This window comes from Sphingobium sp. FW305-3-2-15-F-TSA7 (assembly GCF_058787155.1).
Map to the genome: position 1 here is coordinate 52,595 of NZ_JBYSZM010000029.1, position 23,902 is coordinate 76,496.

The 23,902-nt window shown below is 64.0% G+C and carries 20 protein-coding genes; 5 read left to right on the top strand and 15 right to left on the bottom strand.

The window, feature by feature from the left end; translation table 11 throughout:
* Nucleotides 1-114: 114 nt before the first annotated feature.
* Nucleotides 115-3,309 (bottom strand): TonB-dependent receptor domain-containing protein, encoded by a 3,195-nt coding sequence (locus tag AC3WN8_RS21140; RefSeq protein WP_492671460.1) that lies wholly within the window; start codon nt 3,307-3,309, stop codon nt 115-117.
* A 199-nt stretch (nt 3,310-3,508) separates the two neighbouring features.
* Here AC3WN8_RS21140 and AC3WN8_RS21145 point away from each other — a divergent pair, with 199 nt between their 5' ends.
* Both AC3WN8_RS21145 and AC3WN8_RS21150 read left to right on the top strand, forming a co-directional pair.
* A complete protein-coding gene (locus tag AC3WN8_RS21145; protein ID WP_492671461.1) occupies nt 3,509-4,054 on the top strand; it encodes a hypothetical protein in 546 nt (181 codons plus the stop codon).
* 121 nt (nt 4,055-4,175) lie between these two features.
* The gene (locus AC3WN8_RS21150) at nt 4,176-5,270 is read left to right on the top strand and encodes a membrane dipeptidase (RefSeq protein WP_492671462.1); all 1,095 of its coding nucleotides are present in this window, start codon (nt 4,176-4,178) and stop codon (nt 5,268-5,270) included.
* A 93-nt stretch (nt 5,271-5,363) separates the two neighbouring features.
* Here the strand turns inward: AC3WN8_RS21150 and AC3WN8_RS21155 are convergent, their stop codons facing one another.
* From AC3WN8_RS21155 to xseA, 4 genes are all read right to left on the bottom strand, one after another.
* Nucleotides 5,364-8,291, bottom strand: coding sequence for a TonB-dependent receptor domain-containing protein (locus tag AC3WN8_RS21155; RefSeq protein WP_492671463.1), 2,928 nt, complete (start codon nt 8,289-8,291; stop codon nt 5,364-5,366).
* Nucleotides 8,292-8,624: 333 nt separating this feature from the next.
* Nucleotides 8,625-9,542: a M23 family metallopeptidase gene (locus AC3WN8_RS21160; RefSeq protein ID WP_492671464.1), complete on the bottom strand. Its 918-nt coding sequence runs from the start codon at nt 9,540-9,542 to the stop codon at nt 8,625-8,627.
* Complete coding sequence (locus AC3WN8_RS21165) at nt 9,539-9,739, bottom strand: DUF2093 domain-containing protein (protein ID WP_492671465.1); 201 nt, start codon at nt 9,737-9,739, stop codon at nt 9,539-9,541. The genes AC3WN8_RS21160 and AC3WN8_RS21165 overlap by 4 nt, the downstream gene beginning before the upstream one ends.
* Before the next feature lie 80 nt (nt 9,740-9,819).
* Entirely contained in the window at nt 9,820-11,193 is a 1,374-nt protein-coding gene (gene xseA / locus AC3WN8_RS21170) for an exodeoxyribonuclease VII large subunit (protein WP_492671466.1), read from the bottom strand.
* On the opposite strand from xseA, the gene purD reads away from it, so the two are divergent.
* Both purD and AC3WN8_RS21180 read left to right on the top strand, forming a co-directional pair.
* On the top strand, nt 11,192-12,466 hold the full coding sequence (purD, locus tag AC3WN8_RS21175; RefSeq protein ID WP_492671467.1) for a phosphoribosylamine--glycine ligase: 1,275 nt from the start codon (nt 11,192-11,194) through the stop codon (nt 12,464-12,466). The genes xseA and purD overlap by 2 nt on opposite strands.
* A gap of 163 nt (nt 12,467-12,629) precedes the next feature.
* On the top strand, nt 12,630-13,520 hold the full coding sequence (locus AC3WN8_RS21180; protein WP_492671468.1) for a helix-hairpin-helix domain-containing protein: 891 nt from the start codon (nt 12,630-12,632) through the stop codon (nt 13,518-13,520).
* 33 nt (nt 13,521-13,553) lie between these two features.
* On the opposite strand, the gene AC3WN8_RS21185 is transcribed toward AC3WN8_RS21180, so the two are convergent.
* The gene (locus tag AC3WN8_RS21185; RefSeq protein ID WP_492671469.1) at nt 13,554-14,867 is read right to left on the bottom strand and encodes a hemolysin family protein; all 1,314 of its coding nucleotides are present in this window, start codon (nt 14,865-14,867) and stop codon (nt 13,554-13,556) included.
* A gap of 172 nt (nt 14,868-15,039) precedes the next feature.
* On the opposite strand from AC3WN8_RS21185, the gene AC3WN8_RS21190 reads away from it, so the two are divergent.
* Nucleotides 15,040-15,711, top strand: a complete 672-nt coding sequence (locus AC3WN8_RS21190) for a YiaD family glycine zipper/OmpA-like lipoprotein (RefSeq protein WP_492671470.1) — start codon at nt 15,040-15,042, stop codon at nt 15,709-15,711.
* 121 nt (nt 15,712-15,832) lie between these two features.
* Here AC3WN8_RS21190 and AC3WN8_RS21195 read toward each other — a convergent pair whose 3' ends face one another.
* The 9 genes from AC3WN8_RS21195 to AC3WN8_RS21235 all read right to left on the bottom strand — a co-directional run bounded on the left by AC3WN8_RS21195 (nt 15,833) and on the right by AC3WN8_RS21235 (nt 23,858).
* The gene (locus AC3WN8_RS21195) at nt 15,833-17,902 is read right to left on the bottom strand and encodes a prolyl oligopeptidase family serine peptidase (protein WP_492671498.1); all 2,070 of its coding nucleotides are present in this window, start codon (nt 17,900-17,902) and stop codon (nt 15,833-15,835) included.
* 164 nt (nt 17,903-18,066) lie between these two features.
* The gene (locus tag AC3WN8_RS21200) at nt 18,067-18,594 is read right to left on the bottom strand and encodes an SRPBCC family protein (protein ID WP_492671471.1); all 528 of its coding nucleotides are present in this window, start codon (nt 18,592-18,594) and stop codon (nt 18,067-18,069) included.
* Nucleotides 18,587-19,039, bottom strand: a complete 453-nt coding sequence (locus tag AC3WN8_RS21205) for an SRPBCC family protein (RefSeq protein ID WP_492671472.1) — start codon at nt 19,037-19,039, stop codon at nt 18,587-18,589. The genes AC3WN8_RS21200 and AC3WN8_RS21205 overlap by 8 nt, the downstream gene beginning before the upstream one ends.
* A complete protein-coding gene (locus AC3WN8_RS21210) occupies nt 19,036-19,407 on the bottom strand; it encodes a DUF1428 domain-containing protein (RefSeq protein WP_492671473.1) in 372 nt (123 codons plus the stop codon). Before AC3WN8_RS21210 ends, AC3WN8_RS21205 begins: the two co-directional genes overlap by 4 nt.
* Nucleotides 19,404-19,718: an ArsR/SmtB family transcription factor gene (locus tag AC3WN8_RS21215; protein ID WP_492671474.1), complete on the bottom strand. Its 315-nt coding sequence runs from the start codon at nt 19,716-19,718 to the stop codon at nt 19,404-19,406. Before AC3WN8_RS21215 ends, AC3WN8_RS21210 begins: the two co-directional genes overlap by 4 nt.
* Before the next feature lie 228 nt (nt 19,719-19,946).
* Nucleotides 19,947-20,255, bottom strand: coding sequence for a YciI-like protein (locus tag AC3WN8_RS21220; RefSeq protein ID WP_492671475.1), 309 nt, complete (start codon nt 20,253-20,255; stop codon nt 19,947-19,949).
* The gene (locus tag AC3WN8_RS21225) at nt 20,255-21,529 is read right to left on the bottom strand and encodes a dihydrolipoamide acetyltransferase family protein (RefSeq protein WP_492671476.1); all 1,275 of its coding nucleotides are present in this window, start codon (nt 21,527-21,529) and stop codon (nt 20,255-20,257) included. Before AC3WN8_RS21225 ends, AC3WN8_RS21220 begins: the two co-directional genes overlap by 1 nt.
* 5 nt (nt 21,530-21,534) lie before the next feature.
* Nucleotides 21,535-22,539 carry an alpha-ketoacid dehydrogenase subunit beta gene (locus tag AC3WN8_RS21230; protein ID WP_492671499.1) on the bottom strand — a complete coding sequence of 335 codons (1,005 nt, stop codon included), beginning with the start codon at nt 22,537-22,539 and terminating at the stop codon, nt 21,535-21,537.
* Between the two features lie 47 nt (nt 22,540-22,586).
* Nucleotides 22,587-23,858: a 3-methyl-2-oxobutanoate dehydrogenase (2-methylpropanoyl-transferring) subunit alpha gene (locus AC3WN8_RS21235; RefSeq protein WP_492671477.1), complete on the bottom strand. Its 1,272-nt coding sequence runs from the start codon at nt 23,856-23,858 to the stop codon at nt 22,587-22,589.
* Between the last annotated feature and the right edge of the window lie 44 nt (nt 23,859-23,902).

The window sequence follows — 23,902 nt, forward strand, 5'->3', positions numbered from 1 at the left end:
TGCCCGAAGCGGCCCCCGTATCGACACCAGAAGCCTGACCTTCTCTTTCGACGCTGCAGACAAAAAAGGGGCAAGCCTTTCGACTTGCCCCCCAAATTTCGTGATTGCCCGTCTTTAGAATTTGACGCGGGCACCAACCGCGTAGCGACGACCCAGCGCGTCGTAAGTCGACGGATAGGTGTTGCCGCTGTTGAACGACGTCGACCCAACGGTACCGCCGACGAGCGGGGGCGCCTTGTTGAGCAGGTTCGTGACGGTCAGCGTGATGTCCAGGTTTTCGTTGACGCTGAAGCGCGTCGCCAGATCGAAATAATCATATGCCTTGATATGACCGAAATCGACCGTACGGCCGGCCAGCACACCCGATTTGATGACACCCTTGTAGGTCGTGACACCGTCTTCGACGTTCATGCTGCTGAGGTGACGCCACAGCAGCGACACATCGATATCGCCGAAGCTGAGCGTGGTGCGCTGGTTCCAAGTGAACTCCGGCTGGAGCGAACCTGCCGCTGACGACGGCCCTGCCGAACCGGGCGAACCGCAATTCTGGCTGAACAGACCGACGCACTCGCGTGGGTCGGTCACCGGCAGCGGACCGCCGGCGCCAGGATAGCCTGGCGGAATGACCGAACCCGGTACCAGCGACTGGAAGACCGAACGATGTGTCCAGTTGCCATTGAAGCTCAGGCTCAGCTTCGCGAAACCAAGATCCCGGCGATAATTGATGCCAAGATCGATACCGTCGGTCAGGATCCGGCCCGAGTTGGACGACGGGAAGATGAGGCCCGGCGTGGTTGCCGGATCGCCATCGAGACCGCCCGTGACGGGATTACGCCGGAACAGCGCACAGATCGGATTGCTCACATTTGCGGCAGTGCCGTTATTGTTGCCAAAACAGCCCGTGATGAGATCGCCCGGCGTCGGCTGCGAGATCGCGTTCTTGATCTTGATATTATAATAATCGACCGTGATCGACAGCCCCGGCACGAAGTCGGGCTGAAGCACCACGCCAATCGTGAAGCTATCCGAGGTCTCCGGCCGCAGATAGGTGCCGCCAGCCGTAGTTGCGTTGGCCTGCGCCGCAGTCGGGTTAATGATGGACCCGATAGAGGCCGCCGGAGCGCCCTGCGCACGACAAACCGCCACCAGATTCGCATTATAGGCCGCGTTGCCGAGAATGGTTGCCGGATTTGTGCCGCGACAAGGATCAATCGCCAAGTTGGTCAGGCCAGTGTTAACGGGCGAGAACAACTCCGCGATATTGGGTGCGCGCACCGCACGCTGATAGTTGCCACGAATCTTGAAGCCATCGGCCGGCTCCCAGCTACCACCTGCTTTATAAGTGGTTGTGCTGTAGCCCGGATTGCCCGGTGCATCGATTTTGTAATCCGAATAACGGAAGCCCGCTTCCAACGTCAGACTGCGGAAGAAGGGCTTGTCAGCAACGATCGGCGCAATGATTTCGCCGTAAATCTCCTTGACGTCATAGCCGCCGGAGAAGTTCGGCACGGCGCCGCCCGCGCCGCCGAGTTCACCCGCGGTCTGCGACAGGCTGTCGGCGGTCTGGCGGGCCTTGTATTTGCGATATTCGGCACCGAGCGCGAAGCCGATCGGATCGCTTGCCGAAGGAATCGTGAAGCCGAGATCGCCGGTCAGCAACGCACGGGCCTGCGCCAGTGACGTTTCCTGCGACGTACCAGCCGCTGCGGTCAGATACGGCACCTGGTTCGGCAGAATTGATCCATCGGCACCGAAGATGTTGACGGGAACGCAGCCCGGGCCCGCATTGGTTCCAGCACCGCCAGCGGCGAGTGGCGGAAGAGCTGGATTTGGGTTGGAAATCGTCGGTGACGCGCCGAGGTTGCAGCTCGTCGTGCTGGTTGTGTAGACGGCGGTGCGAAGCCGCGAGATCAGCACATAGTTGGACTGGGTCTGGCGGTTCTCCGATTCGCCGTACGAACCCGAAAGATCGAGCGACAGCGAGTCAGTGATGCCGATCTTCGCGCCGGCACGATAATCAAAATGATGCGTCACGAATTCGGAAAGGCGAGGCCCGACTTCAGTCGTACGCCGACCCACCGTGGTGGTGAACGCACGGAAGTTCGGGTCGTTCGGGTTGGTCGCCAGCGCAGCTGCGTCGCACTGCGCCTGGGTGAGTGACTGGATACCCGGCGTATTGAAATCGAAGTCGTTATTGGCGCAGAATTGGTTGCGCGCCGCAACTGGCAGATAGGGATTGCTGACCGGAACGGTCAGTACCTGGCCGAAGATGCCGGACGGCGCGATGATCGTGTTCACGCTGTTCTTGGAGAACATGCCGCGAGCATAGACCTCAATGCTGTCGGAGACTTCGTAACGGCCAGCACCGTAGATGTTGAAGCGCTCGAACGGCGTCTGGAACACGTTATAGGGGTTGAAGTTGAACCCGTCGCGCGAGCCGACATAGGGTCGCAACGTGCCAGTTTCTGGCACGATCGAATTAAAATTGCTGCCCAGGGTGAAGCGTCCAGGCACCGTAGTACCCGATCCGCCCCGATTACCCGTCGTCGACGTGTAGTTGTTAAGCGAGATCTTGCGCGCGCCCTGATAAACCGGATCGGACTGCTGATAACCGACCGACAGCACGGCATTGCCGCGGCCATCGTCGAAATTGGCGCCGATGGTAAGGTCGGCGCGGAAATAGGCGCCATCGCCCTTTTCGGTGATCTGGTGCGAGGCAGCGGCCTCGATGCCCGAGAAGTCCGTCCGGGTGATGAAGTTGATCACGCCCGAAACCGCGTCTGCGCCATAGGTCGTCGCGGCACCGCCGGTCAGCGTATCGACGCGCTCGACCAAGGCGAGCGGGATATTATTGAGGTCGACACGGCCGACCGTGCTCGACGGCGCGATGCGGACACCGTCCAGCAGGATGATGTTGCGGAAGTTGCCGAGACCGCGAAGATCCGCGTACGACGAACCATTATTGCCGTTGTTGACCGCCGAGCCAATGCTCGGCACCGCGCCCGGCAGGTCGCGAAGGATTTCTTCGGCGTTATTGGATTGGCGGAGGCCGATTTCTTCCGAACCGATCACCGAGACCGGGCTCGAAGCGACGAGATTCGGATTCTTGATCAGCGTACCGGTGACGACGATCTCGTCGCTCGGCGTTTCAGCAGCCGGCTGGTCCTGTGGCTGGGCTTGAGCGAAGGCAGATGTAGAAATGGCAGTAATGCCGGCGATGAGAGTCGTCGCCAGCAACCGCGAACGGAAGACTGTTTTCATATTGAAGCACCCCTTGATGACGCCGATTTCATCCGGCGTCGTGCACATCCCGCGCTTTCTCTTTTCCCTCAAGAAAGCACGTAGAATGCGATCATACTTATCTAGCTCCCCATGCCCGTCGCAAACGCAATCTACCATTTTGTGAGATTCCGGCATCGTTGTGATAAAATCATCACACCACCATATACTATCGCCGACCATCGAACCGACCGCTTGCCATCGATCGGAAACCTCGAATAGGTTGAGCATGGGAGGGGCCGCCTGCATGCGTTGCTTTTCAATGTGCGTCCTATTGTGCGTGACTTCTCTGGCGCTGCCGGCGACGGCGCAAACGCAGGAGCGCGCCGAAAATCCAGGCAGGGTGATCGACGATTTGATCGCATGCCGCGGCATTGCGGATTCCGGCGCGCGCCTCGCCTGTCTCGATCGCGCCACAGCGGTGATCGCCGGCGCACGCGAACGGCGTCAGATCGTCGTCCTCGATCGCGAAGGAGTCCGTCAGGCCAAGCGCTCGGTCTTCGGTTTTTCGATGCCGCGCATCAAATTGTTCGGCGGCGGCGATGATGAGCCCGAGGTCACCGAGATCACCGATCACATTACGAGTGCAAGGGACATCGGCCATGACAAATGGCTGCTTCGACTGAAAGGCGGAACGACCTGGCAGACGACGGAATCCCAGTTGGGTTTCATGGTGAAGGCCGGCGAACCGATCCGCATTGAGGCCGGCCTGCTCGGCAGCTATAAGGCCTCGGTCAACAAAGGGCGCTCCATCCGCGTCAAGCGCGTCGAATAGCCCCCTCCGGCAGACCAGAATATTGCCTGCGCAGGAAAACGAGTGAAGCGGTCTTCGACGGGACGATATATGGTCCGCCGCGATAGCTCCTGCCCAGAGAGACAAGATGACTTCGCATTCAATGACACGCCGAGCCTTCATGGCCGGCACCGCCGCCACGCTCAGCGCCTGCACCACTACCCTGTCCAGCCGCAGCGGCACGCCGCCCATGATCGACGGCCTCAGCTTCCTGCCCGAGGATCTTGCCGATATCCGCGCGGCAGGGCTGACGGCAATGATCTGCGACGTATCCGAAGTCCAGGAAGTGAAGGATGCGCAGGGCATTCCGCGCTATCTGCGGACATTCGAAGTCAACGACGCCGCGCTCGACAAGGCGACTGAGCGGCTGCGGTCGAGCGAATACGGCTTCGTCGCGCTCAAAGGCAGCGACATCGGACGTCGGCCCGGATGCGCGGCCTTTCTACAGTTCCAGTCATGCGAACCCGTCGGCACCGATCTGTCGCGCATCGCGCGTTTCCACGGCAAGGGGCTGCGCATCCTCCAATTCACCCATCACAACAACAACCTCTTTGCCGGCGGCGCGCTCGAACGCGTGCAGACCGGGCTGACCGCCCTGGGTCGCGAAGGGCTGAGCGAGATGAACCGGCTCCGCATCCTTCCGGATGTGTCGCACGGCTCCGAACCGACGATGCTGGAAGCGGCGAAGTCCAGCCGGACGCCGATCGTGATCTCGCACGGCGCCTGCAGGGCGATCGTCGACCATCCCCGCTGTGCATCCGACGCGGCGATCCGTGCGGTGGCGGATCGCGGCGGCATGATGGGCATCTTCATGATGAGTTTCTGGCTGACGCGCGATCCGGTGCCGACCGTCGACCACCTGATCGCCAATCTCCGCCACGTGATCCGCGTCGGCGGCATCGATGCCGTCGGCATCTCCAACGATTTCCCGATGGCCGGCCAGACCAACCTGCTCAAACTGAACAACGACAATGGCGAGGGGGTAAAGGAATATCTGCCCTGGTGGATCGCGATGCGCGATTCCGGCATTCCCGGCTTCGCGACGCTCCCCAAACATGTCGTGATCCCGGAGCTCAACAGCATCGACCGGATGACGCGCATTCGTCGTGCGCTGGAGCGCGGACGATTCACCGGCGACGAGGTCGACCGGATCATGGGCGGCAACTGGGCCCGCGTGCTGACCGACGCGCTCGGCTGAAGTTCAAAAAGAAGGGGCGGAACCTTTCGGCTCCGCCCCGTCATTTCCGCCATTGGCGGAAGCGCTTGGCGCCTCCGCCTCTGACTGCAGTTTCTAGAACTTCACGTCCACGCCCGCGTAGAACATACGGCCATACAGGTCGTAGGTGTTCGCCGAGGTCTGCGCGCCCGGGAAGGTAACAACATTGGTGTCACCGAACACCGGCGGCTTCTTGTCGAAGACGTTGTTCACGCCGATGTAGAAGTCGAACGCGCTCTTCTCGCCCAGCGACGTGCGCAGCTGCGCGTCATGGTACCAGAACGAACCCGTGCGGATCGGGGTCGTCTTGGTCAGGTCGTCAACCACCGACGTGTAGAAGTTGGTCCGCCAGTTCAGCGAGAAGGTGTCATACTTCAGCGTGGCCGAAGCGCTCACCTTGTCCTTGAAACCGGTGCCCAGACGACCGCACGAATAGCAGTCCAGCTGACCCAGCTCGTCCTGCTTCGGACCGCCCGGATACGAAACTTGGCTCTGCGCGAGCAGGTGGTTCCAATAGACGTTCAGGTCGAGGCTGGCATTGCCGCCCAGGTTGGTGCGGTAACGGACCTGCGTATCGATACCTTCCACGGTGAACGAACCCGTGTTCAGGTTGATCGCATTGACGGTCGTGACCCGGCCGCTGGCATCGCGAACGATGTTGTCGCAGAAGATCGCCTCACCGCTGCCGGTGACGCACTCGTCGAGCGAGGTCTGCTGACCGATGATGCCGATCGCGTTCTGCACCTTGATCCGGTAATAATCGACGGTCAGGCTGAAGTTACGCAGGAAGGTCGGCGTGAACACGCCACCGATCGTCAGCGTCTTGGCAGTCTCTTCCTTCAAATTGGGGTTACCGCCCAGGAAGCCGTTGATGTTCTGGATCTGCGCCGTCGAATAGACGAAACCATTCGCCGTGTTCGATGCCGCCGCAATTGCCGGGTTGGCAAGGCAAGCCGCAGGCAGGCTCGAACGCGGGATCGTGATCGCCCCGGTATCGCCCTCTCCGGCACGCTGATCGCAGGGATCGATGACCGCGGGGAACGTCTCGCTCTGAGCCGAGAACAGCTCCGAGATGTTCGGCGCGCGGGTCGCTTCCGCATAGGCTGCACGGAACTTGATGTCCGGCACCGGTGCATAGGTACCACCGACCTTCCAGCTCCACACGCCGCCGACCGTCGAATAGTCGGCATAACGCGCCGCGCCTTCGAGGCCGAGATAGTGGAAACCGGGACGCTCCGAGATGATCGGGGCGTTGATTTCGATGAAGCCTTCCTTGACGTTGTACTTGCCGCGCGTGTCGGACAGGAAGTTGCCGAGGGTCAGACCGAGATTGGTCGCCTCGTCAAAATCCTCGGTGCTCGACTCACGGCGATATTCGAAGCCACCCGCGACACCGAGCGCGCCACCGGGAAGGTCGAAGAGCTCGCCCGAGATCGACGCGGAGAACACGTCCTGCTTGATCTTCGCATTATAGGTCGAAAGCTGGCCGTTGTTGGTCACATAGGCTGCAGCGCGCGGATCGACCGAATTGAAGCCGAAGATGTTGATCGGCACGCAGGCCGCATCGTTGTTGTTCGGATTCGCATCGACGTTGATCGAGCAGACCGGGCCGTTCGGCCCCTGCACCGCGTTGAGCGCATTGATGTAGTTCGGGCCGAGGATCGTTTCCGAACGCGTATAGTCCTTGGTCTCGCCATGGGTGTAGTAGACATCCCAGTTCAGCTTCGAACCGATGTCACCGCGCAGGCCGGCGACCACACGCCACGTCTCACGATCGTTGCGATTGCTGCGATTGAAGATGTCGTTCGAACGACGACGGAAGAACAGCGTGTTCCCGACATTGTTCGTCGCATCGCCATCCGAGTTCAGCGCATTGATACGATTGAGAATGGCCGTAGGAATGAACGGGTTGTTGAGCTGAATGCCCGCGAAGGGCGTGCCATCGGCATAGACCAGATCGGTGTCGGCAACGGCCTGCGGCTCGAGGCTCGAACGCGACTTGCTCTTGACGTACGAACCCTCGAAATAGGCGGTGACGCCGTCGGTGATCTCGTAGTCGGCGAGCAGGTTGCCCATGTAACGCTCGACCGGGACGCTGAGATAGCGGTCGGCGTTGCGGTTGTAGCCGTCGATGTTCGCGCTCTGATACTGCTTCAGATTGTTGAGGCCATCATAGGTGAACGAGTTGGCGCCGGGCGCAAACTCCGGACGATTGACGTTCAGTTCGTCGAGGCTGAACAGACCCTGCGCTGCGAAGGAGCTGCGGTTCGGAATGTCGGTCGCCGAGAATTTGCGGTTGCGCGAGCGCAGGCCCTCGTCGCGGTCATACTGACCGTACAGGGTGACATGGCCGCGACCGTCGCCGAACGAATGGCCGAACGTGCCCGAAACATATTGCCGGCCCGCATCGCCCTTGTCGGTGATCGAACCCTGACCGCGGAAGCGGAAACCCTCGAAACGATCGTCGAGGATGAAGTTGACCACGCCGGCGATGGCTTCGGAACCGTAGACCGCGGATGCGCCGCCGGTCACGACGTCGACGCGCTTGATCAGGTCGGTCGGGATGGTGTTAAGGTCGACGGTCGACGTGCCGGGAAGACCGGCGACGAAACGGCGGCCATTGACCAGCACCAGCGTGCGCGACGAACCGAGGTTGCGCAGGTTGACGGTGGCGACGCCGTTACCCGTGGTCGAGAAGTTCGACGAGGTACGGCTGATATTCTGGCCGACCGACGGCAGGTCGGCGAGCGCGTCCTGGATGTTGCCGGTGCCCGATTCCTGGATCAGTTCCTGCGAAACGGTCGCGAGGGGAACCGACGCAGCGAGGTCGGGGCGCACGATGCGCGATCCGGTGACGATGATTGCGGCTTCTTCGGCGCCAGCTTCTTCGGCGGCCTGCGGCGCAGTGTCCTGCGCGAAGCTCGGTGCCGAGAACAACGCAATGCTCAGCACGAGCGGCGCCGCGCTGGCGCGAAGCCCGCGGCGTTTACTGTCAATTTTCACGGTTTCAGTCCCTTCACTGGATGCTACAGGCCCCGATATCGAGGCGGTTACAACACCGTTGGGGGGACGCAGCCAGCTTCAGCGGAGGAAAGCGACAGCGTCCCAGACCCCCCAATCCGGCTGAGTGCGAATTGCCCGATCAGGTCGTCGACGTAAAGCGGCGGATGGCCTCACCGCGATGGTTGCGTAGCGATAGTCACAATTTTGCAACAGTTTATGACAGTGCGGGGCATTATCCGATTGAAATCAAGCCATTTCAAATAGCGGTTTGGCGCCACCCGGATTTTTCTGCGCGACGGGGGACATCTTCGCCCGCTCGTCGGTTTGAAGCGGCTATCGCCCGCCGTCCTGCATGGGCCCGGCGAGCAGCAACGGATCGATGCGCTGGTCGCGCCACTTCATGCCCCAATGCATATGGGGTCCGGTCGCGCGTCCGGTTGCGCCGATCGCGCCCAGCGGCTGGCCGCTGCGGACATGGTCGCCGAGCTTCACATCGATGCGCGAGAGATGGAGAAAGGCGCTGTTGAGCCCCATGCCGTGATCGATCATCAGCAGATTGCCCTCCAGCGTGAAGGGGTGATCCGCCGCCAGGACGACGACGCCATCGGCAGGCGCGACCAAGATCGTCCCCGTCGGCTTGGCGACGTCGACGCCCGAATGATAGGCGCCCGGCTCACCGCGATAGATTCGCTGCGCCCCGAACAGGCCGGTGACCCGCCCGGTGACGGGCCATTGGAAGCGCTGGCGCCAGCCCTGGCTGTCCGACGCGATCGCGCGCGCGGCCTCGATCGCGGCGAGTTCGGGCGCGCGCAGCCGCTCGAACTCCGCGGTCGGCCGCGAGAAACGCGCCAGCGTGTTGAGATTTTCGATGCGCCAGGCACGCGGCGCGATCGTCAGCGTCTGACGCACCTCGCCGCCATTGGCCAGCCGCGCGACCAGCGACGCCGACGCGCCGGCATCGCGGCCAAAGGCAATGAGGAAGCGGCCATCGGGCGCGATATCGACCGGGCGTCCATCGAGCATGAGCGAAATAGCGTCGTCGGGCACCGTGCCGAGCAGGACGCCGCCCTGGATCGGAGTCCCGTCGAGCAGGAAGTCGCGGCGCCCAAGTGGCGGCGCGGTGCGGCGTTCGGCGGCGGATGGCGCAACGACAGGTGCAGGTGCGGCCGCCGCGGCGGATTCGGGAATGGGCAGACAGCTGTTGAGGGCAGAGCCGGCAAGCGAGACCGCCGCCAGCGCGGCACGCTTCATCCGTTCAGCTCGGCGCGCACCGCAATCTCGGCCGTCGCATAGGGCTCCTGCCGCGCGACATTCCAGTAGCGCAGCGAGTCGAGCGGAATCCGCTCGCCGCTTACGGCGCACACGACATGATCGCCGGGCACCAACACGCGAAAGGCGTTGGCCATATAGTGGAGTTTCGCGGCGCGTCCGGAATGCGACATCAGCATTGGGATAATCTGGCTCCTGGAGCGGTTTCCGGTCCGATGGACTCAATCCGACGACTCGGAAATCGCGTCAAAACAATAAACTAGAACAGCTCCGGCTGTTGCGTTTCAGGCTTAACATAGGGCTTGCCGCCCGGTCGCTCAACCCGGGCGTCGACCGCGCCGTCGGCAAAGCGCAGCGTGAGCGCGCCCGCGGCACGCGCACCGGCCGCGCTGGTCACCACGTCGCCGCCGCGCTGCTCGACCATCGCATAGCCGCGCTGGAGCAGGTTGCTGGGGTTGAGCGAGGTCGCCAGCCGCCAGGTCCGCTCCAGCCGATCGCGGTCGCGGGCCAGCCGCTGCATGAGCACGGCAGGGCGAAGCGCACCGCCGGCACGGGCAAGCTCGCCGCGCGCATCCGAAAGCCGACGGCCCAGCCCGCGCCGCAGCCGCTCGGCATTGTCGTCGACGCGCTGGCGTTGCGGATCGAGCAATTGCGCCGGCTTGGGCAGCATCCGGACAAGCGCCTGAAGCCGTTCCCCCGCGCGTTCGCGATAGCGATTGGCGCAGCGCTGCATGCGCAAGCCCTGTTCGCGCAGATGGGCGAGCAGATCGGCGCGCACCGGCACCGCGATCTCGGCGGCGGCGGTCGGCGTCGGCGCCCGCAGGTCCGCCGCATAATCGCACAATGTCGTGTCGGTCTCATGGCCGACCGCCGAGATGATCGGGATCGAACAGTCCGCGACGGCGCGGATCACGACCTCCTCGTTGAAAGCCCAGAGGTCCTCGATCGAGCCGCCACCGCGCGCGACGATCACCAGGTCGGGGCGCGGCACCGGTCCGCCCGGCGCGATCCCGTCAAAGCCCCGGATCGCCGTGGCGACCTGTTCGGCGGCGCCCTGGCCCTGTACCATCACCGGCCAGACAATGACCCGTGTCGGGCACCGGTCCTCCAGCCGATGGAGGATATCGCGGATCACCGCCCCCGTCGGCGACGTCACCACGCCGATCACGCGCGGCAGATAGGGCAGCGGCACCTTGCGCCCCGCATCGAACAGCCCTTCGGCGCCAAGCTTGGCCTTGAGCTTTTCGAGGAGGAGCATCAGCGCACCCTCGCCCGCCAGCTCGAGCCGCTCGATCACGATCTGATATTTGGAGCGCCCCGGATAGGTGGTGAGCCGCCCGGTCGCGATCACTTCGATGCCGTCCTCGGGCCTGAACGGGATCTGCGCCGCCGGCCCCTTCCAGATCACCGCGTCGATGACGGCCCGGTCATCCTTGAGCGTCAGATAGACATGGCCCGACGCCGCGCGCTTATAGCCCGAAATCTCGCCACGCAGCCGGACATGGCTGAAGCTGTCCTCCACCATCCGCTTGAGCGCGCCCGACAGCTCCGAAACCGATAATGCAGGCGCGTTGTCCCCCGGCACCGCCTCGGCTAACAGCCGGTTGGAATCGTCTAGGGGAAAGTCGCTCATGAATGTCCTGCTGCTTGGCTCGGGTGGCCGCGAACATGCGCTCGCCTGGAAGCTGGCGCAATCGCCCACGCTCACGCACTTGTTCGCCACGCCCGGCAATCCGGGAATCGCCGAGCATGCCGAGCTGGTAACCCTCAATGCCGCCGATCACAATGCGGTGGCGGATTTCTGCCGCGAAAACGTGATCGGGCTGGTCGTGGTCGGCCCCGAAGCGCCGCTGGTCGACGGGCTGGCCGACAGCCTGCGCGCCGCCGGCATCGCCGTATTCGGCCCCGGCAAGGCCGCGGCACAACTCGAAGGCTCCAAGGGTTTCACCAAGGATCTCTGCATGCGCGCCGGCATCCCGACGGCGGGCTATGCACGGACAGCAAGCGCGGGTGAGGCGATCGCCGCGCTCGACGGCTTCGGCCTGCCCGTGGTGATCAAGGCCGACGGGTTGGCAGCCGGCAAGGGCGTCATCATCGCCGAGACCCGCGCCGACGCGGAGGCGGCGATCGCCGACATGTTCGATGGCGGCTTCGGCGCGGCGGGCGCGGAAGTGGTGATCGAGGAGTTCATGACCGGCGAGGAAGCCAGCTTCTTCGCGCTGTGCGACGGCAAGACCGTCCTCCCCTTCGGATCCGCACAGGATCACAAGCGCGTCGGCGACGGCGATATCGGCCCCAATACCGGCGGGATGGGTGCCTATAGCCCCGCCGCCGTCCTGACCGCGACGCTCGAGGCGCGGGCGATGGACGAAATCGTCCGGCCGACCGCCGATACGCTGGCGGCGGAGGGCATGCCCTATGTCGGCGTCCTCTATGCCGGCCTGATGCTGACGGCCGAGGGGCCGAAGCTGATCGAATATAATGCGCGCTTCGGCGATCCCGAATGCCAGGTACTGATGATGCGGCTGGAGGATGATCTGCTCGACCTGCTGCATGCGACGGCAACGGGCGAACTCGCCGGCCGCGCCGAACCCGCCATGACCGACGGCTACGCGCTGACGGTGGTGATGGCCGCCAAGGGCTATCCCGGCACACCCGAAAAGGGCGGCACGATCGGCGGGATCGCGGCGGCCGAAGCGGACGGCGCCAAGATCTTCCATGCCGGCACCGCCCAAGTCGACGGCACGATCGTCGCCAATGGCGGCCGCGTGCTCAATGTCACGGCGTCCGGCGAGCGCGTCACCGATGCCCGGCGCCTCGCCTATGCCGCCGTCGATACGATCGATTTCCCCTCCGGCTTCTGTCGGCGCGACATTGGCTGGCGCGAGGTCGAACGCGAGATCTGATGTCGTTCTGACCGGCCGCCCCGACCGGCCATCCCGACCGGATCGAGCACCGTCCGGACGCTCGACCTGCGCAGAACGTCCGCGCGGGGTTGGACAGTCGGGAACGAGTTGATAGGTTCAACGCAGATGGCGGGTATGGCTCGCCGACAGGGGAGTCGCCGCAATGGACCTCAACATCGTCTTGCTGATCGTTCTCGCCGTCGTGGCGGTCGGATTGTTGATCTGGCTGCTCGGCCGGCGGACAGGCAGCGAGCCGGCACGGCCCGCCGCACCTGCGCCAGCCGAAAAGACCGCGCTGCCCGAGGCCGCGCCCGCATCGCCATTGGCTGCGCCCGTCGCACCCGTGGCCCTGGTGAAGGACGTTCCGCCCGTCGAGACAGCGCCGGCACCTGCACCCGCCCCCGAGGTGAAGGCGGCGGAACCGGCTCCGGCACTTGCCGCAAAGGCTCCGGCGCCAAAGCCATCTGCGCCACCCAAGGCCGCACCGAAACAGGCCGCGCCGCCCGCCACGGTCGCGAAGGCACCGGCGGAAAAGAAATCGGCCGCCGCCAAGAAGGCAGCCGCGCCCGCAGCGAAGGCTGCGGCCAAGGCACCGGCAAAGGCCGCCCCTGCCCCGAAACCGGCTCCAGCGCCAAAACCCGCGGCTGCGCCCAAGACAGCCGCAAAGGCACCCGCCAAGACGCAGGTCGCAGCACCCGCGCCGAAGGCCGCGCCCAAAAAGGCGCCCGCAGCCGTTGCGAAGGCGCCTGCCGAGAAGAAGCCGGCAGCCGCCAAGCCGAAACCGGCGCCGGCCGCGTCGACGGGACCGGACAATCTGCTCCAGCTCAAGGGCGTCGGCCCCAAGCTCGTCACCTTGTTGACCGGACTAGGCGTCACCCGTTTCGACCAGATCGCCGGCTGGAGCGACGCCGATATCGCACGGATCGATCCGCAGCTCGGTACCTTCAAGGGCCGGATCGGCCGCGACAAGTGGATCGAGCAGGCGGGCTATCTCGCCAAGGGTGACGTGAAGAGCTTCGAAGCGAAGTTCGGCAAGCTCGACAGCGAGAACTGATCGGCACGAGAGCCTGGTCCGGTCGGATCAGGCTCAGTCCCTCTCGTCGACCTCGCTGACCAGCAGCTTGTCGATCTTGCGCCCGTCCATGTCGACGATCTCGAAGCGCCACCCCTGTTCGACGAAATGTTCGCCGACCCTGGGCAGATGCCTGAGGACCGCGAGAACGAGCCCGGCGACGGTCGCATAGTCGCGGTCCTCGGGCAGGTCGATGCACAGTTTCTCGGCAAGCTGGTCGGCGGGCATCGAGCCCGAGACGAGATAGGACCCATCCTCACGCTCGACGAGCGCGGGATCGGTGCCGATGTCGCTGTCCGAGCGGAATTCGCCGGCAATCGCGATCAACAGATCGGCAGGCGTCACCAGCCCTTCGAAATGGCCATATTCGTCATGGACGAGCGCCATCGGCACTTCGGCCTGACGCAATGCTTCCAATGCATTCATCGCATCGATCTGATCGGGCAGGAATGGCGGCTTGCGCATGAGCTGGCGCAGGTCGAGGGGTTCGCGGCGGATCATCGCTGCGACGATATCACGCGACTGGACGATGCCGACGATCTGGTCGACCGAACCCTCCGCAACCGGCAATCGCGTATGCGGGGTTTCCAGCAGCCGGGCGCGGATGGCATCGCCATCGCTGTCGGCATCGATCCAATCGACATCGGTGCGCGGCGTCATCACCTCTCGCACCGGCCGATCGGCCAGCCGCACCACGCCCGAGATGATCGCGCGTTCGCTTTCCTCGATCACGCCCGATTTGCTCGCCTCGGCGACGATCAGGTGGAGTTCCTCGGCGGTGACATGATCGTCCGATTCGCGATTCATGCCGAGCAGGCGGAAGATCAGCGCGCTGGTCGTATCGAGCAACCAGACCAATGGCGCCGTGACCCGCGCTAGCAACAGCATCGGCGCCGCCATGATCGCCGCAATCGGCTCGGGCTTTCGCAGCGCGAACTGCTTGGGAACGAGCTCACCGATGATCAGCGAGGCATAGGTGGTCATCGCAATGACGATCGCATAGCCGAGGGTTTCGGCGGTTTGCTGTTCCAGCCCCAGCCGTTCGAGCCGCGCCGCCGTCGGTGCGCCCAGGCTCGCACCCGAATAGGCGCCCGCGATGATGCCGATCAGCGTGATGCCGATCTGGACTGTGGAGAGGAACTTGCCCGGATCGGACGCAAGGGTGATCGCGGCGCGCGCGCCCGTCTTTCCTTTCTTCTCCATCGCCTGCAGCCTGGGCTTGCGCGCCGAGACGATCGCCAGCTCCGACATCGCGAAGACGCCGTTGAGCGCGACCAGCGCAAGGATGATCAGGACGTCGGACCAGGGAAAGGGGGGAAGCGGCTGCATGGCGTGCGACACCCCTATAGTCGGGATTCTGTCATTCCGACAACATCGCCGTCATACATCATTCAGTGCGCATCCGGAACAAGGGCGGCTCGGAGTGGTTTATCCGACAGATGACCGCACGGCCTGGAGCAGGAACCGCGCTCCGGGGGCCAAGCAAGGGAAAGGGATCCCCATGAAATTACCTGCCAAGATCGCAACCGTTGCGGCACTCGCCGCCGTGACGGTGACCGCCGCCTGCACCACCGATCCGCAGACCGGTGAACGCCGTATCTCCAAGGCCGCGATCGGCGGCATCGGCGGTGCGCTGGGCGGCTATCTGCTCGGCGACCTGGTCGGCGGGCGCCGCGACCGCACCGAGAAGATCATGGGCGCCGGCATCGGCGCGCTCGCCGGCGCGGGCGTCGGCTATTATATGGACGAGCAGGAACGCAAGCTGCGCCAGCAGACCGCCGGCACCGATGTCCAGGTGATCCGCCAGGGCGACGAACTCATCCTCAACATGCCGTCGGGCGTCACCTTCGACACCAACAGCTACACCGTGAAGCCCGAATTCCGCGGGACGCTCGACCAGGTCGCCTCGACGCTGCGCGAGTATAGCAAGACCTTCGTCGATGTGTACGGGCACACCGATTCGACAGGCAACGACACGATCAACGTGCCGCTCTCGCAAAATCGCGCGCGCGCCGTCGCCGACTATCTGACGATGCGCGGCGTCCAGTCCGCCCGAGTCGGCACTCAGGGTTTCGCCGCCACCCGCCCGATCGCGAGCAACGATACGCCGGAGGGCCGTCAGGCCAATCGCCGCGTCGAGATCAAATTGGTGCCGATCACCAACGGCGGCTGATCACCCCATCTGTCGCTCCAGCGAAAGCTGGAGCCTATGCGATCTTTCGACCTCCAAGAGATTGGACGGACCGCATGGGCTCCAGCTTTCGCTGGAGCGACAGGTGGAATTATGTGCCGGTCTACTGCGCCGGCCCGAACAGCTTCTCGGCAAAATAGGTCATCTGCAGCGCCTGCAGCCGGGCACCCTGTTCGATGTCGGCATCGCCCGAATGCCCGCCCGCCGTGTCCTCGTAGAAAAGATAGGGCAGGCCATATTCCTTGAGGCGCGCCGCGAATTTTCGGGCATGCTGCGGGCCGACGCGGTCATCCTTGGTCGTCGTCCAGATATAGGGTTCGGGATAGGCAACACCTTTCCTGATATTCGCATAGGGCGAGATCTTTTCGAGGAACGCCTTTTCCGCGGGCACCGAAACGCTGCCATATTCGTCGACCCATGACGCCCCGGCCGCGATCTTCTCGTAGCGGATCATGTCGAGCAGCGGCACCTGGATCGCGACCGCATTCCACAGATCGGGATGCTGGTTGAATTCCACCCCCATCAGCAGCCCCCCGTTCGAGCCGCCATAGATGCCGAATTTCCTGGGCGACGAGAGTTTGCGCGCGAAGATGTCCTTCGCGACCGCAGCGAAATCGTCATAGATGATCTGGCGCCTGGTCTTGAGCCCAGCCTGATGCCAGGCCGGGCCGAACTCGCCGCCACCTCGGATATTGGCGAGCACATAGCTGCCGCCCCGCTCCAGCCAGAGCTTGCCGGTGATCGCGCCATAGCTGGGCGTGTTCGCAACCTCGAACCCGCCATAGGCAGTCATGAGCGTCGGCGTGGAGCCGTCGAGCGGGATGTCCTTCCGATGGACGATGAAATAGGGGATCTTCGTCCCGTCGGTCGAGACCGCCTCGAATTGCTCGACGACGTGATTGGCGGCGTTGAACTTGGCGGGCAGCGCCTTCACCTGCTTCGGCGCAGGATTGGCGGCATCGACCGACCAGAGCGTGGTGGGATCGAGGAAACCGGTGACGTTCACATAAGCGAGGTCGCTCTTGTCGGTCGCTGCGACCACGCCGATCGATGCATTGTCGGGAAGCGTGAGCGGGGTCGAGGTCCACCCCTTCGGTCCGGGCGCGAACACCAGCGCACGGCCGCGGACATTGTCGTTGATCGCCACGATCACGCGCGTCTTCGTCGCGGTCACGCCGTCAACCGATTGGCGGGCATTGGGCGCGAAGAGGATGGTGGGCGCCAGCGCACCGCCATCTTCGATATCCTTCAGCGCCACCATTGCCACCGCGCCGGTCGGCACGGTGACTCCATCCGTTTTCCATTCCTCGCTGGTCTGGATGAGAATGTGACCGTCGACCATGCCCTGAATGTTCGACTTGCCCGGCAGCGGCAGCTTCTTCGGCCCCTGGGGCGTCAGCAGAAATGTCTCGTTGGTGAAGAATGTCGTACCGCGCCGGATGAATGCCGCGCGATTGCCCTGCCCGTCGCTCAGGATGAAGGGCCAGACGCCGACCTGGTCGCCTGCCTCGCCACGGTAAATCTCCTGCGCGGCCGACACTGGCTGGCCGCGCTTCAAGGTCTTGAGCACGAAGGGATAGCCCGAGGTCGTCATCGTCCCCGCGCCCCAGTCGCGCGCGATCAGCAGCGTGTCCTTGTCGAGCCAGGCCACATTCTGCTTCGAGGTCGGCAGCGCAAAGCCGCCCTCGACGAACTTGCCCGCCTGAAGATCGAACTCGCGCAAGGTGACGGCATCCTCGCCGCCGTCGGACAGGTTGAGCAGGCACAGCCGCTCGTCTGGGTCGAGACAGGCGGCCCCTTTCCACACCCATTTCCTGCCCTCGGCCTTCGACAAGGCGTCGAGATCGAGGATCGTCGTCCATTCCGGTTCGGCGGCGGCATAGCCGGCCGCGCTGGTATGCCGCCAGATGCCCTGGGGATGCTCGGCATCGCGCCACAGATTGAATATGCGGCCGTTGAGCAGGCTGGGATAAGGAATGCGATCCTTGGCGGCGGCGATCGTCAGCGCCTCTCCGTAAAAGGCCTTGTAGCGCGGGTCCGCCTGCAGCCGTTTGAGCGTGCGGGCATTCTCCGACTCGACCCAGGCCATCGCCTTCGGCCCCGTCCAATCCTCCAGCCAGATATAGGGATCGTCGGCGGGCGTCTGGGCGGATACGGGCATGATGGTTTGCATAGCCACGGCGGCAAGCGCGGCAAGGGCGATTCGCACCGGCGACTCTCCTGTCTGAACGGTTTCAGGTCACAGGGTCATCCGCCGACGGCCTGATCGTGTCAAACGCAGCACCCGGAACGGTCGATACGCCGGCGCCGCATCGACCGTGCCATGTGCGCATCGGATCAGGACACCGCCAGCATCCGCGCGACGGCCGCTTCGCTCTCGTCGTGAATCGCCCAGAAACTGCGCACGGGATCCCCGCTGAGGCGCCCGACGAGCACCGCAAGATGCGAGTACCAGCCGCCGCCGAAGCTGGCCATCGGCCCGGGTCCGGTGATGCCGTTATGGGTGAGCACCAGCCGGGTGCGCGCGCCTTCGCCGAACAGCTCGAACGTCGCCACACCTTCCTTGCCTTCGTCCCAGGTGAAGGACAGCAGACGTGGCGGATCGATCTTCACCACCCGTTCGTGCCCGACCGCGCATTTCCATTTGGCATAATCCTCGGGATAGGGGACCTCCTCGGTCGAGAGATTGTCGTGATCGAAGATCAGTTCGACCGCTCCACCCTCGCGCGGCTCCAGTTCGCCTGCGGCGAACCATTGCTTGCGCAGCTCGGATTCGGTCAGATAGCGCCAGACCGTCTCCACCGGCGCATCGAGCATCCGTTCGAAACGAAGCGTATCCGGGGCGATCCGTTCGACATCAATCATCTTCGGTCTCCATCATGCGACCCAGGCTGTCGAGGATCATCGTCCAGCCGCTGCGGGTCTGTTCTTCATATGCGGCCCATTGCGGGTCCATCTCGTGAGTCAGGACCAATGTGCAGCCCGACGCGGTCGGCGCGATCGCGATCGTGACGCGGGTCCATCCGCCATCTTCGGCGGGATCGGCGGAAAACAGGAAGACGAGGCGTTCCGGACGCTCGATCACCTCATATTTCATGCGATGATGGGCATCGCCGCCCGCCCTGCGCTCGACGATCAACCCGCGCCCGCCAACCCTGGCGTCGATCTCGCACCGGATCATCTCGCCATCGGGCGTCGCGAACAGGAAGCGCGGTGCGATCTCCGGATCGAGCCAGGCATCGAACACGCGCTCGGGCGATTCCGCATAATCATGGCGGACGGTCAGGATGACGGGCTCGGCACCGCTCATTTGCCGTCCCCCTTCTCATCGACGACGGGAACGAAGCCGCCGAAGATCATCCGCTGGGAATCCATGATCGCCTGTTCTTCCGGGGTCGGCACGAGCCGGGGATCCGCAGCGATGGCCTCATTGCCCGCGTCACGCGCCTCTTTGGATGACCATTCGACCCATGAGAAGACCACGGTCTCATCCTCCCGGGCCTGCACCGCGCGCCTGAAATCGGTCACTTTCCCGTCAGAGACGTCGTCACCCCAATTCTCGACCACGCGCAGCGCACCATGATCGGTGAAGATCTTCGCCACCCGCGCCGCCATTGCGCGGAATGCCTCGCGATTGGCGGTCGGCACGGCGAGCACGAAACCGTCGACATAGCTCATTTCGCCTCTCCTTTCGGCGCGTCGCGCAGCAGATCCTCCAGGCGATCAAGCCGGAACGTCCAGAACTGTTCCCATTGCCGCAGCCATTTGTCGGCTTCTGCCAATGGCGCGGCGCGCAAGGTGCAGAGTTGCGCGCGGCCGACCTTGCGGCGCGCGACGAGGCCGGCGCTTTCGAGCACCTTCACATGCTTGGCAGCACCTGCGAAGCTCATCGCATAGGGTTCGGCCAGTTCGCCGATCGATTTCTCACCGAGCGCGAGGCTGGCGAGCATGCCGCGCCGGGTGGGATCGGCCAGGGCGTGGAATGTCATGTCGAGTCGTTCAACCATTTGGTTGAATTACGACGATGCGGCCAAAAGGTCAACCAATTGGTTTAATATTCGAAGCGAACCGCACCGCGTCATTCCGGCGCAAGCCGGAATCTAGGGTTCTATGTCGAAGAAGATTCCGGCCTTCGCCGGAATGACGCCACTTGTTTGGACGTTTGGAGCAAACCGCCCACATGCCTCAAAACGACGTGTGCCGGACAGCAACCCAGCCTATTCGGTGGGACGCACCGGATCCACCGCCGCATCTCCGACAACGGTCGCCCAGGGCAGGACACGCCAGCCGGTCACCAAGCCGTTCGTCACATAGGGATCAGCACGCGCAAAGGCCTCGGCCACGGCGGCACTTTCGCCCTGGAACAGCAACAGCGCACCTTCGACCGGATCGCCGAGCGCACCGGCGAGGAGCAGTTCGCCCCGCTCCACCGCCTGCCATGCCAGTGCAAGATGCGGCGCGCGAAAGAGCGGCCTGCGCTCGATATAATCGGGCGCCAGCTCGTAGCTCAGCAAGAAATGCTTCATCAGTCCGCGAACAGCAGGACCGGCGTCTCGAGCAGCTTGCGGATCGCCTGCACGTAGCTTGCGGCGTCCCAGCCGTCGACGACGCGGTGGTCGCACGAGATGGAAAGATTCATCAGCTTCGCCACCGCGATCTCGCCATTCCGGATCACGGGACGCTCGATCACGCGGTTCGGGCCGATGATCGCGACTTCCGGACGATTGATCACCGGCGTCGTCGCAATGCCGCCGAGCGGCCCCAGCGACGTGATCGTCAGGGTCGACCCCGAAAGCTCTTCCGACTTGGCCTTGCCGCTGCGCGCGGCATCGGCCAGGCGGATGATCTCGCTCGCCAGCTGCCAGACATTCTTGGCCTGCGCATCGCGGATCACCGGCACCATCAGCCCGGCATCGGTCTGCGTCGCCATGCCGAGATGGACCGCGCCATGGCGCGTCACCACGCCCGCTTCGTCATCATAGCGGGCGTTGATCATCGGGAATTCGGGCAGCGCCCTGCAGATCGCGACGATCATCAGCGGCAACATCGTCAGCTTGGGACGATTGCCGCGATTGGCGTTGAGGTCCGCACGCATCGCCTCGAGGTCGGTGACGTCGATCTCCTCCACATAAGTGAAGTGCGGGATGTTGCGCTTCGACGCGGCCATGTTCTCGGCGATGCGGCGACGCATGCCGATGACCTTGATCGCCTCGTCGGCGCGCGCCGCGCCCGCCGGGCGGAAGCCCTGGCCGGCATTATAGGTGAGATAGGCGTCGAGATCGGCATGGCGGACACGATCGCCCGACACCTTCACTTCGGCCAGATCGATGCCGAGCGCACGCGCACGCTCGCGAACGGCGGGCGACGCCAGGACATGGCGGCCGGATGCGACCGGAGCGGATACAGGTGCAGCAGGCACCTCGACGGCCTTGGGCGCAGGCGCGGGTTCGGGAGTCGGTTCCGGCTCAGGCGCAGCGGCCTCGACGACGGCGACCGTCGCCGCGTCGGGGGTCTCGGCGTCGATGCGTTCCTCGACCGCCTCTTCCTCGGCGACTTCGCCTTCGGTTTCGATCACGACCAGCGCGGAGCCGATCGCGATCACGTCGCCGACCTCGCCGCCGATCTCGACGACGGTTCCGGCGACCGGAGATTCCATCTCCACAGTCGCCTTGTCGGTCATCATGTCCGCAATCTGCTGGTCCTCGGCGACGACGTCGCCGACCTTGACGTGCCAGGCGACGATCTCGGCCTCGGAAATACCCTCGCCGATGTCGGGAAGCTTGAACGTGAAACGTGCCATGCCGATCAGTCCTTCAGGATCTTCTTGAGTGCCTCGGTGATACGGACGGGACCAGGGAAATAGGCCCATTCGAGGCTGTGTGGATAGGGGGTGTCGAAGCCGGTCACGCGTTCGATCGGCGCTTCGAGATGATAGAAGCAGCGTTCCTGCACCAGCGCGGAAAGCTCGGCGCCGAAACCGGAGGTGCGCGTCGCCTCGTGCACGATCAGACAGCGGCCGGTCTTCTTCACCGACGCCTCGATCGCCTCGATATCGAGCGGCACCAGGGTGCGCAGGTCGACGATCTCGGCATCGATGCCGAGGCTCTCGATCGTCGCTTCGACGACATGGACCATCGTGCCGTAGCACAGGACGGTCAGTGCCTCGCCCTCGCGGACGATGTTCGCCTTGCCCAGCGGGATGCGATAATAGCCCTCGGGCACTTCGCCCGCCGGATGCGCCGACCAGTTGCGCGCCGGCTTGTCATAACGGCCGTCGAACGGGCCGTTATAGATCCGCTTCGGCTCGAAGAAGATCGTCGGATCATTGTCCTCGATCGCCGCGATCAACAGGCCCTTCGCGTCATAGGGCGTCGACGGGATCACCGTCTTCACGCCGGAGACATGGGTGAAGATGCCCTCGGGCGACTGGCTGTGCGTCTGGCCGCCGAAGATGCCGCCGCCGAATGGCGAACGGACCGTCATCGGCGCGGTGAACTCGCCACCCGAACGGTAGCGCAAGCGCGCGGCTTCGGAGACGAGCTGATCGAGCGCGGGATAGATATAGTCGGCGAACTGGATCTCCGGCACCGGGCGAAGGCCGTAGGCGCCCATGCCCACCGCGACGCCGATGATGCCGCATTCGGTGATCGGCGTATCGAACACGCGGGTCTTGCCGTATTTCTTCTGCAACCCTGCGGTTGCACGAAACACGCCGCCGAAAAAGCCGACATCCTCGCCCATCACGATCACATTGGGATCGCGCTCCATCATCACGTCCATGGCGGAATTGATCGCCTGGATCATGTTCATGCGGGTGCCCGTCGCCTCTTCGGCAACGGCAAGATCTTTCTCGTCGCTCACAGTCCGGCCGCCTTCTGCTCTTCGAGCATCTGCGCGCATTGCTCGCGCAGGTGCCATGGCATTTCCTCGAACACATCCTCGAACATCGATTCGAACGGGTGGTTGAGGCCGTGCCCGAGAATGCCGTTCTTCTCGGCTTCCTTCGCCGCCGCCTTGACGGTCTCGGCAAGCTCCAGATCCATCGCGGCGTGACGCTCGTCGTCCCATTCGCCCAACGCGATCAGATGCTGCTTCAGCCGCGCGATCGGATCGCCCAGCGGCCATTCGCTGCTTTCGTCGGCCGAACGATATTGGCTGGGGTCGTCGGAGGTCGAATGCCCCTCGGCACGATAGGTGAAATGCTCGATCAGCGTCGGACCCTGATTGGTGCGCGCGCGTTCGGCGGCCCATTCGGTCGCGGCATAGACGGCCAGCACATCGTTACCGTCGACGCGCAATCCGGCAATGCCGTAGCCCACGGCACGCGCCGCGAAGGTCGTCGCTTCGGCACCGGCAAAACCGGAGAAGGACGAGATCGCCCACTGGTTGTTGACGACGTTCAGGATCACCGGCGCGCGATAGACGCTGGCGAAGGTGCAGGCGGAATGGAAATCGCCCTCGGCGGTCGAGCCCTCGCCGCACCAGGTGGCGGCGATGCGCGTATCGCCCTTGGCGGCGCTCGCCATCGCCCAGCCCACGGCCTGGGGATATTGCGTCGTCAGATTGCCCGAGATCGAGAAGAAGCCGGCATCCTTGACCGAATACATGATCGGCAGCTGCTTGCCCTTCAGCCGGTCGCCCTTGTTCGAATAGATCTGGTTCATCATGTCGACCAGGCTCCAGCCGCGCGAGATCAGCAGGCCCTGCTGACGATAGGCGGGGAAGCACATGTCTTCGCGATCGAGCGCATAGGCGGCGGCGACCGCCACAGCCTCCTCGCCCGTGCACTTCATGTAGAAGCTGGTTTTGCCCTGGCGCTGTGCGCGGAACATGCGTTCGTCGAACGCACGGGTCAGCGCCATGTTGCGCAGCATCTCGCGCATCGTGTCCGGCGACAGCCTCGGCGCCCAGGGGCCGACGGCATTGCCCTTCTCGTCGAGCACGCGGACGAGCGAATAGGCGAGTTCGTGAAAACTGTCCGCCCGCGCATCGATATCCGGGCGCGGCGCCGATCCCGCGGGCGGGATCACAAGGTCGCTGTAATCGACCGAATCGCCAGGCCGAAATTTCGGCTCGGGCACGTGCAATTCAAGCGACCGCAAATTGCGGCGCCCCTCGGTTTGAGCCATCGCAGACGTTCCTCTCAAGACCCAAAAAATGGGTCAGCAATGCT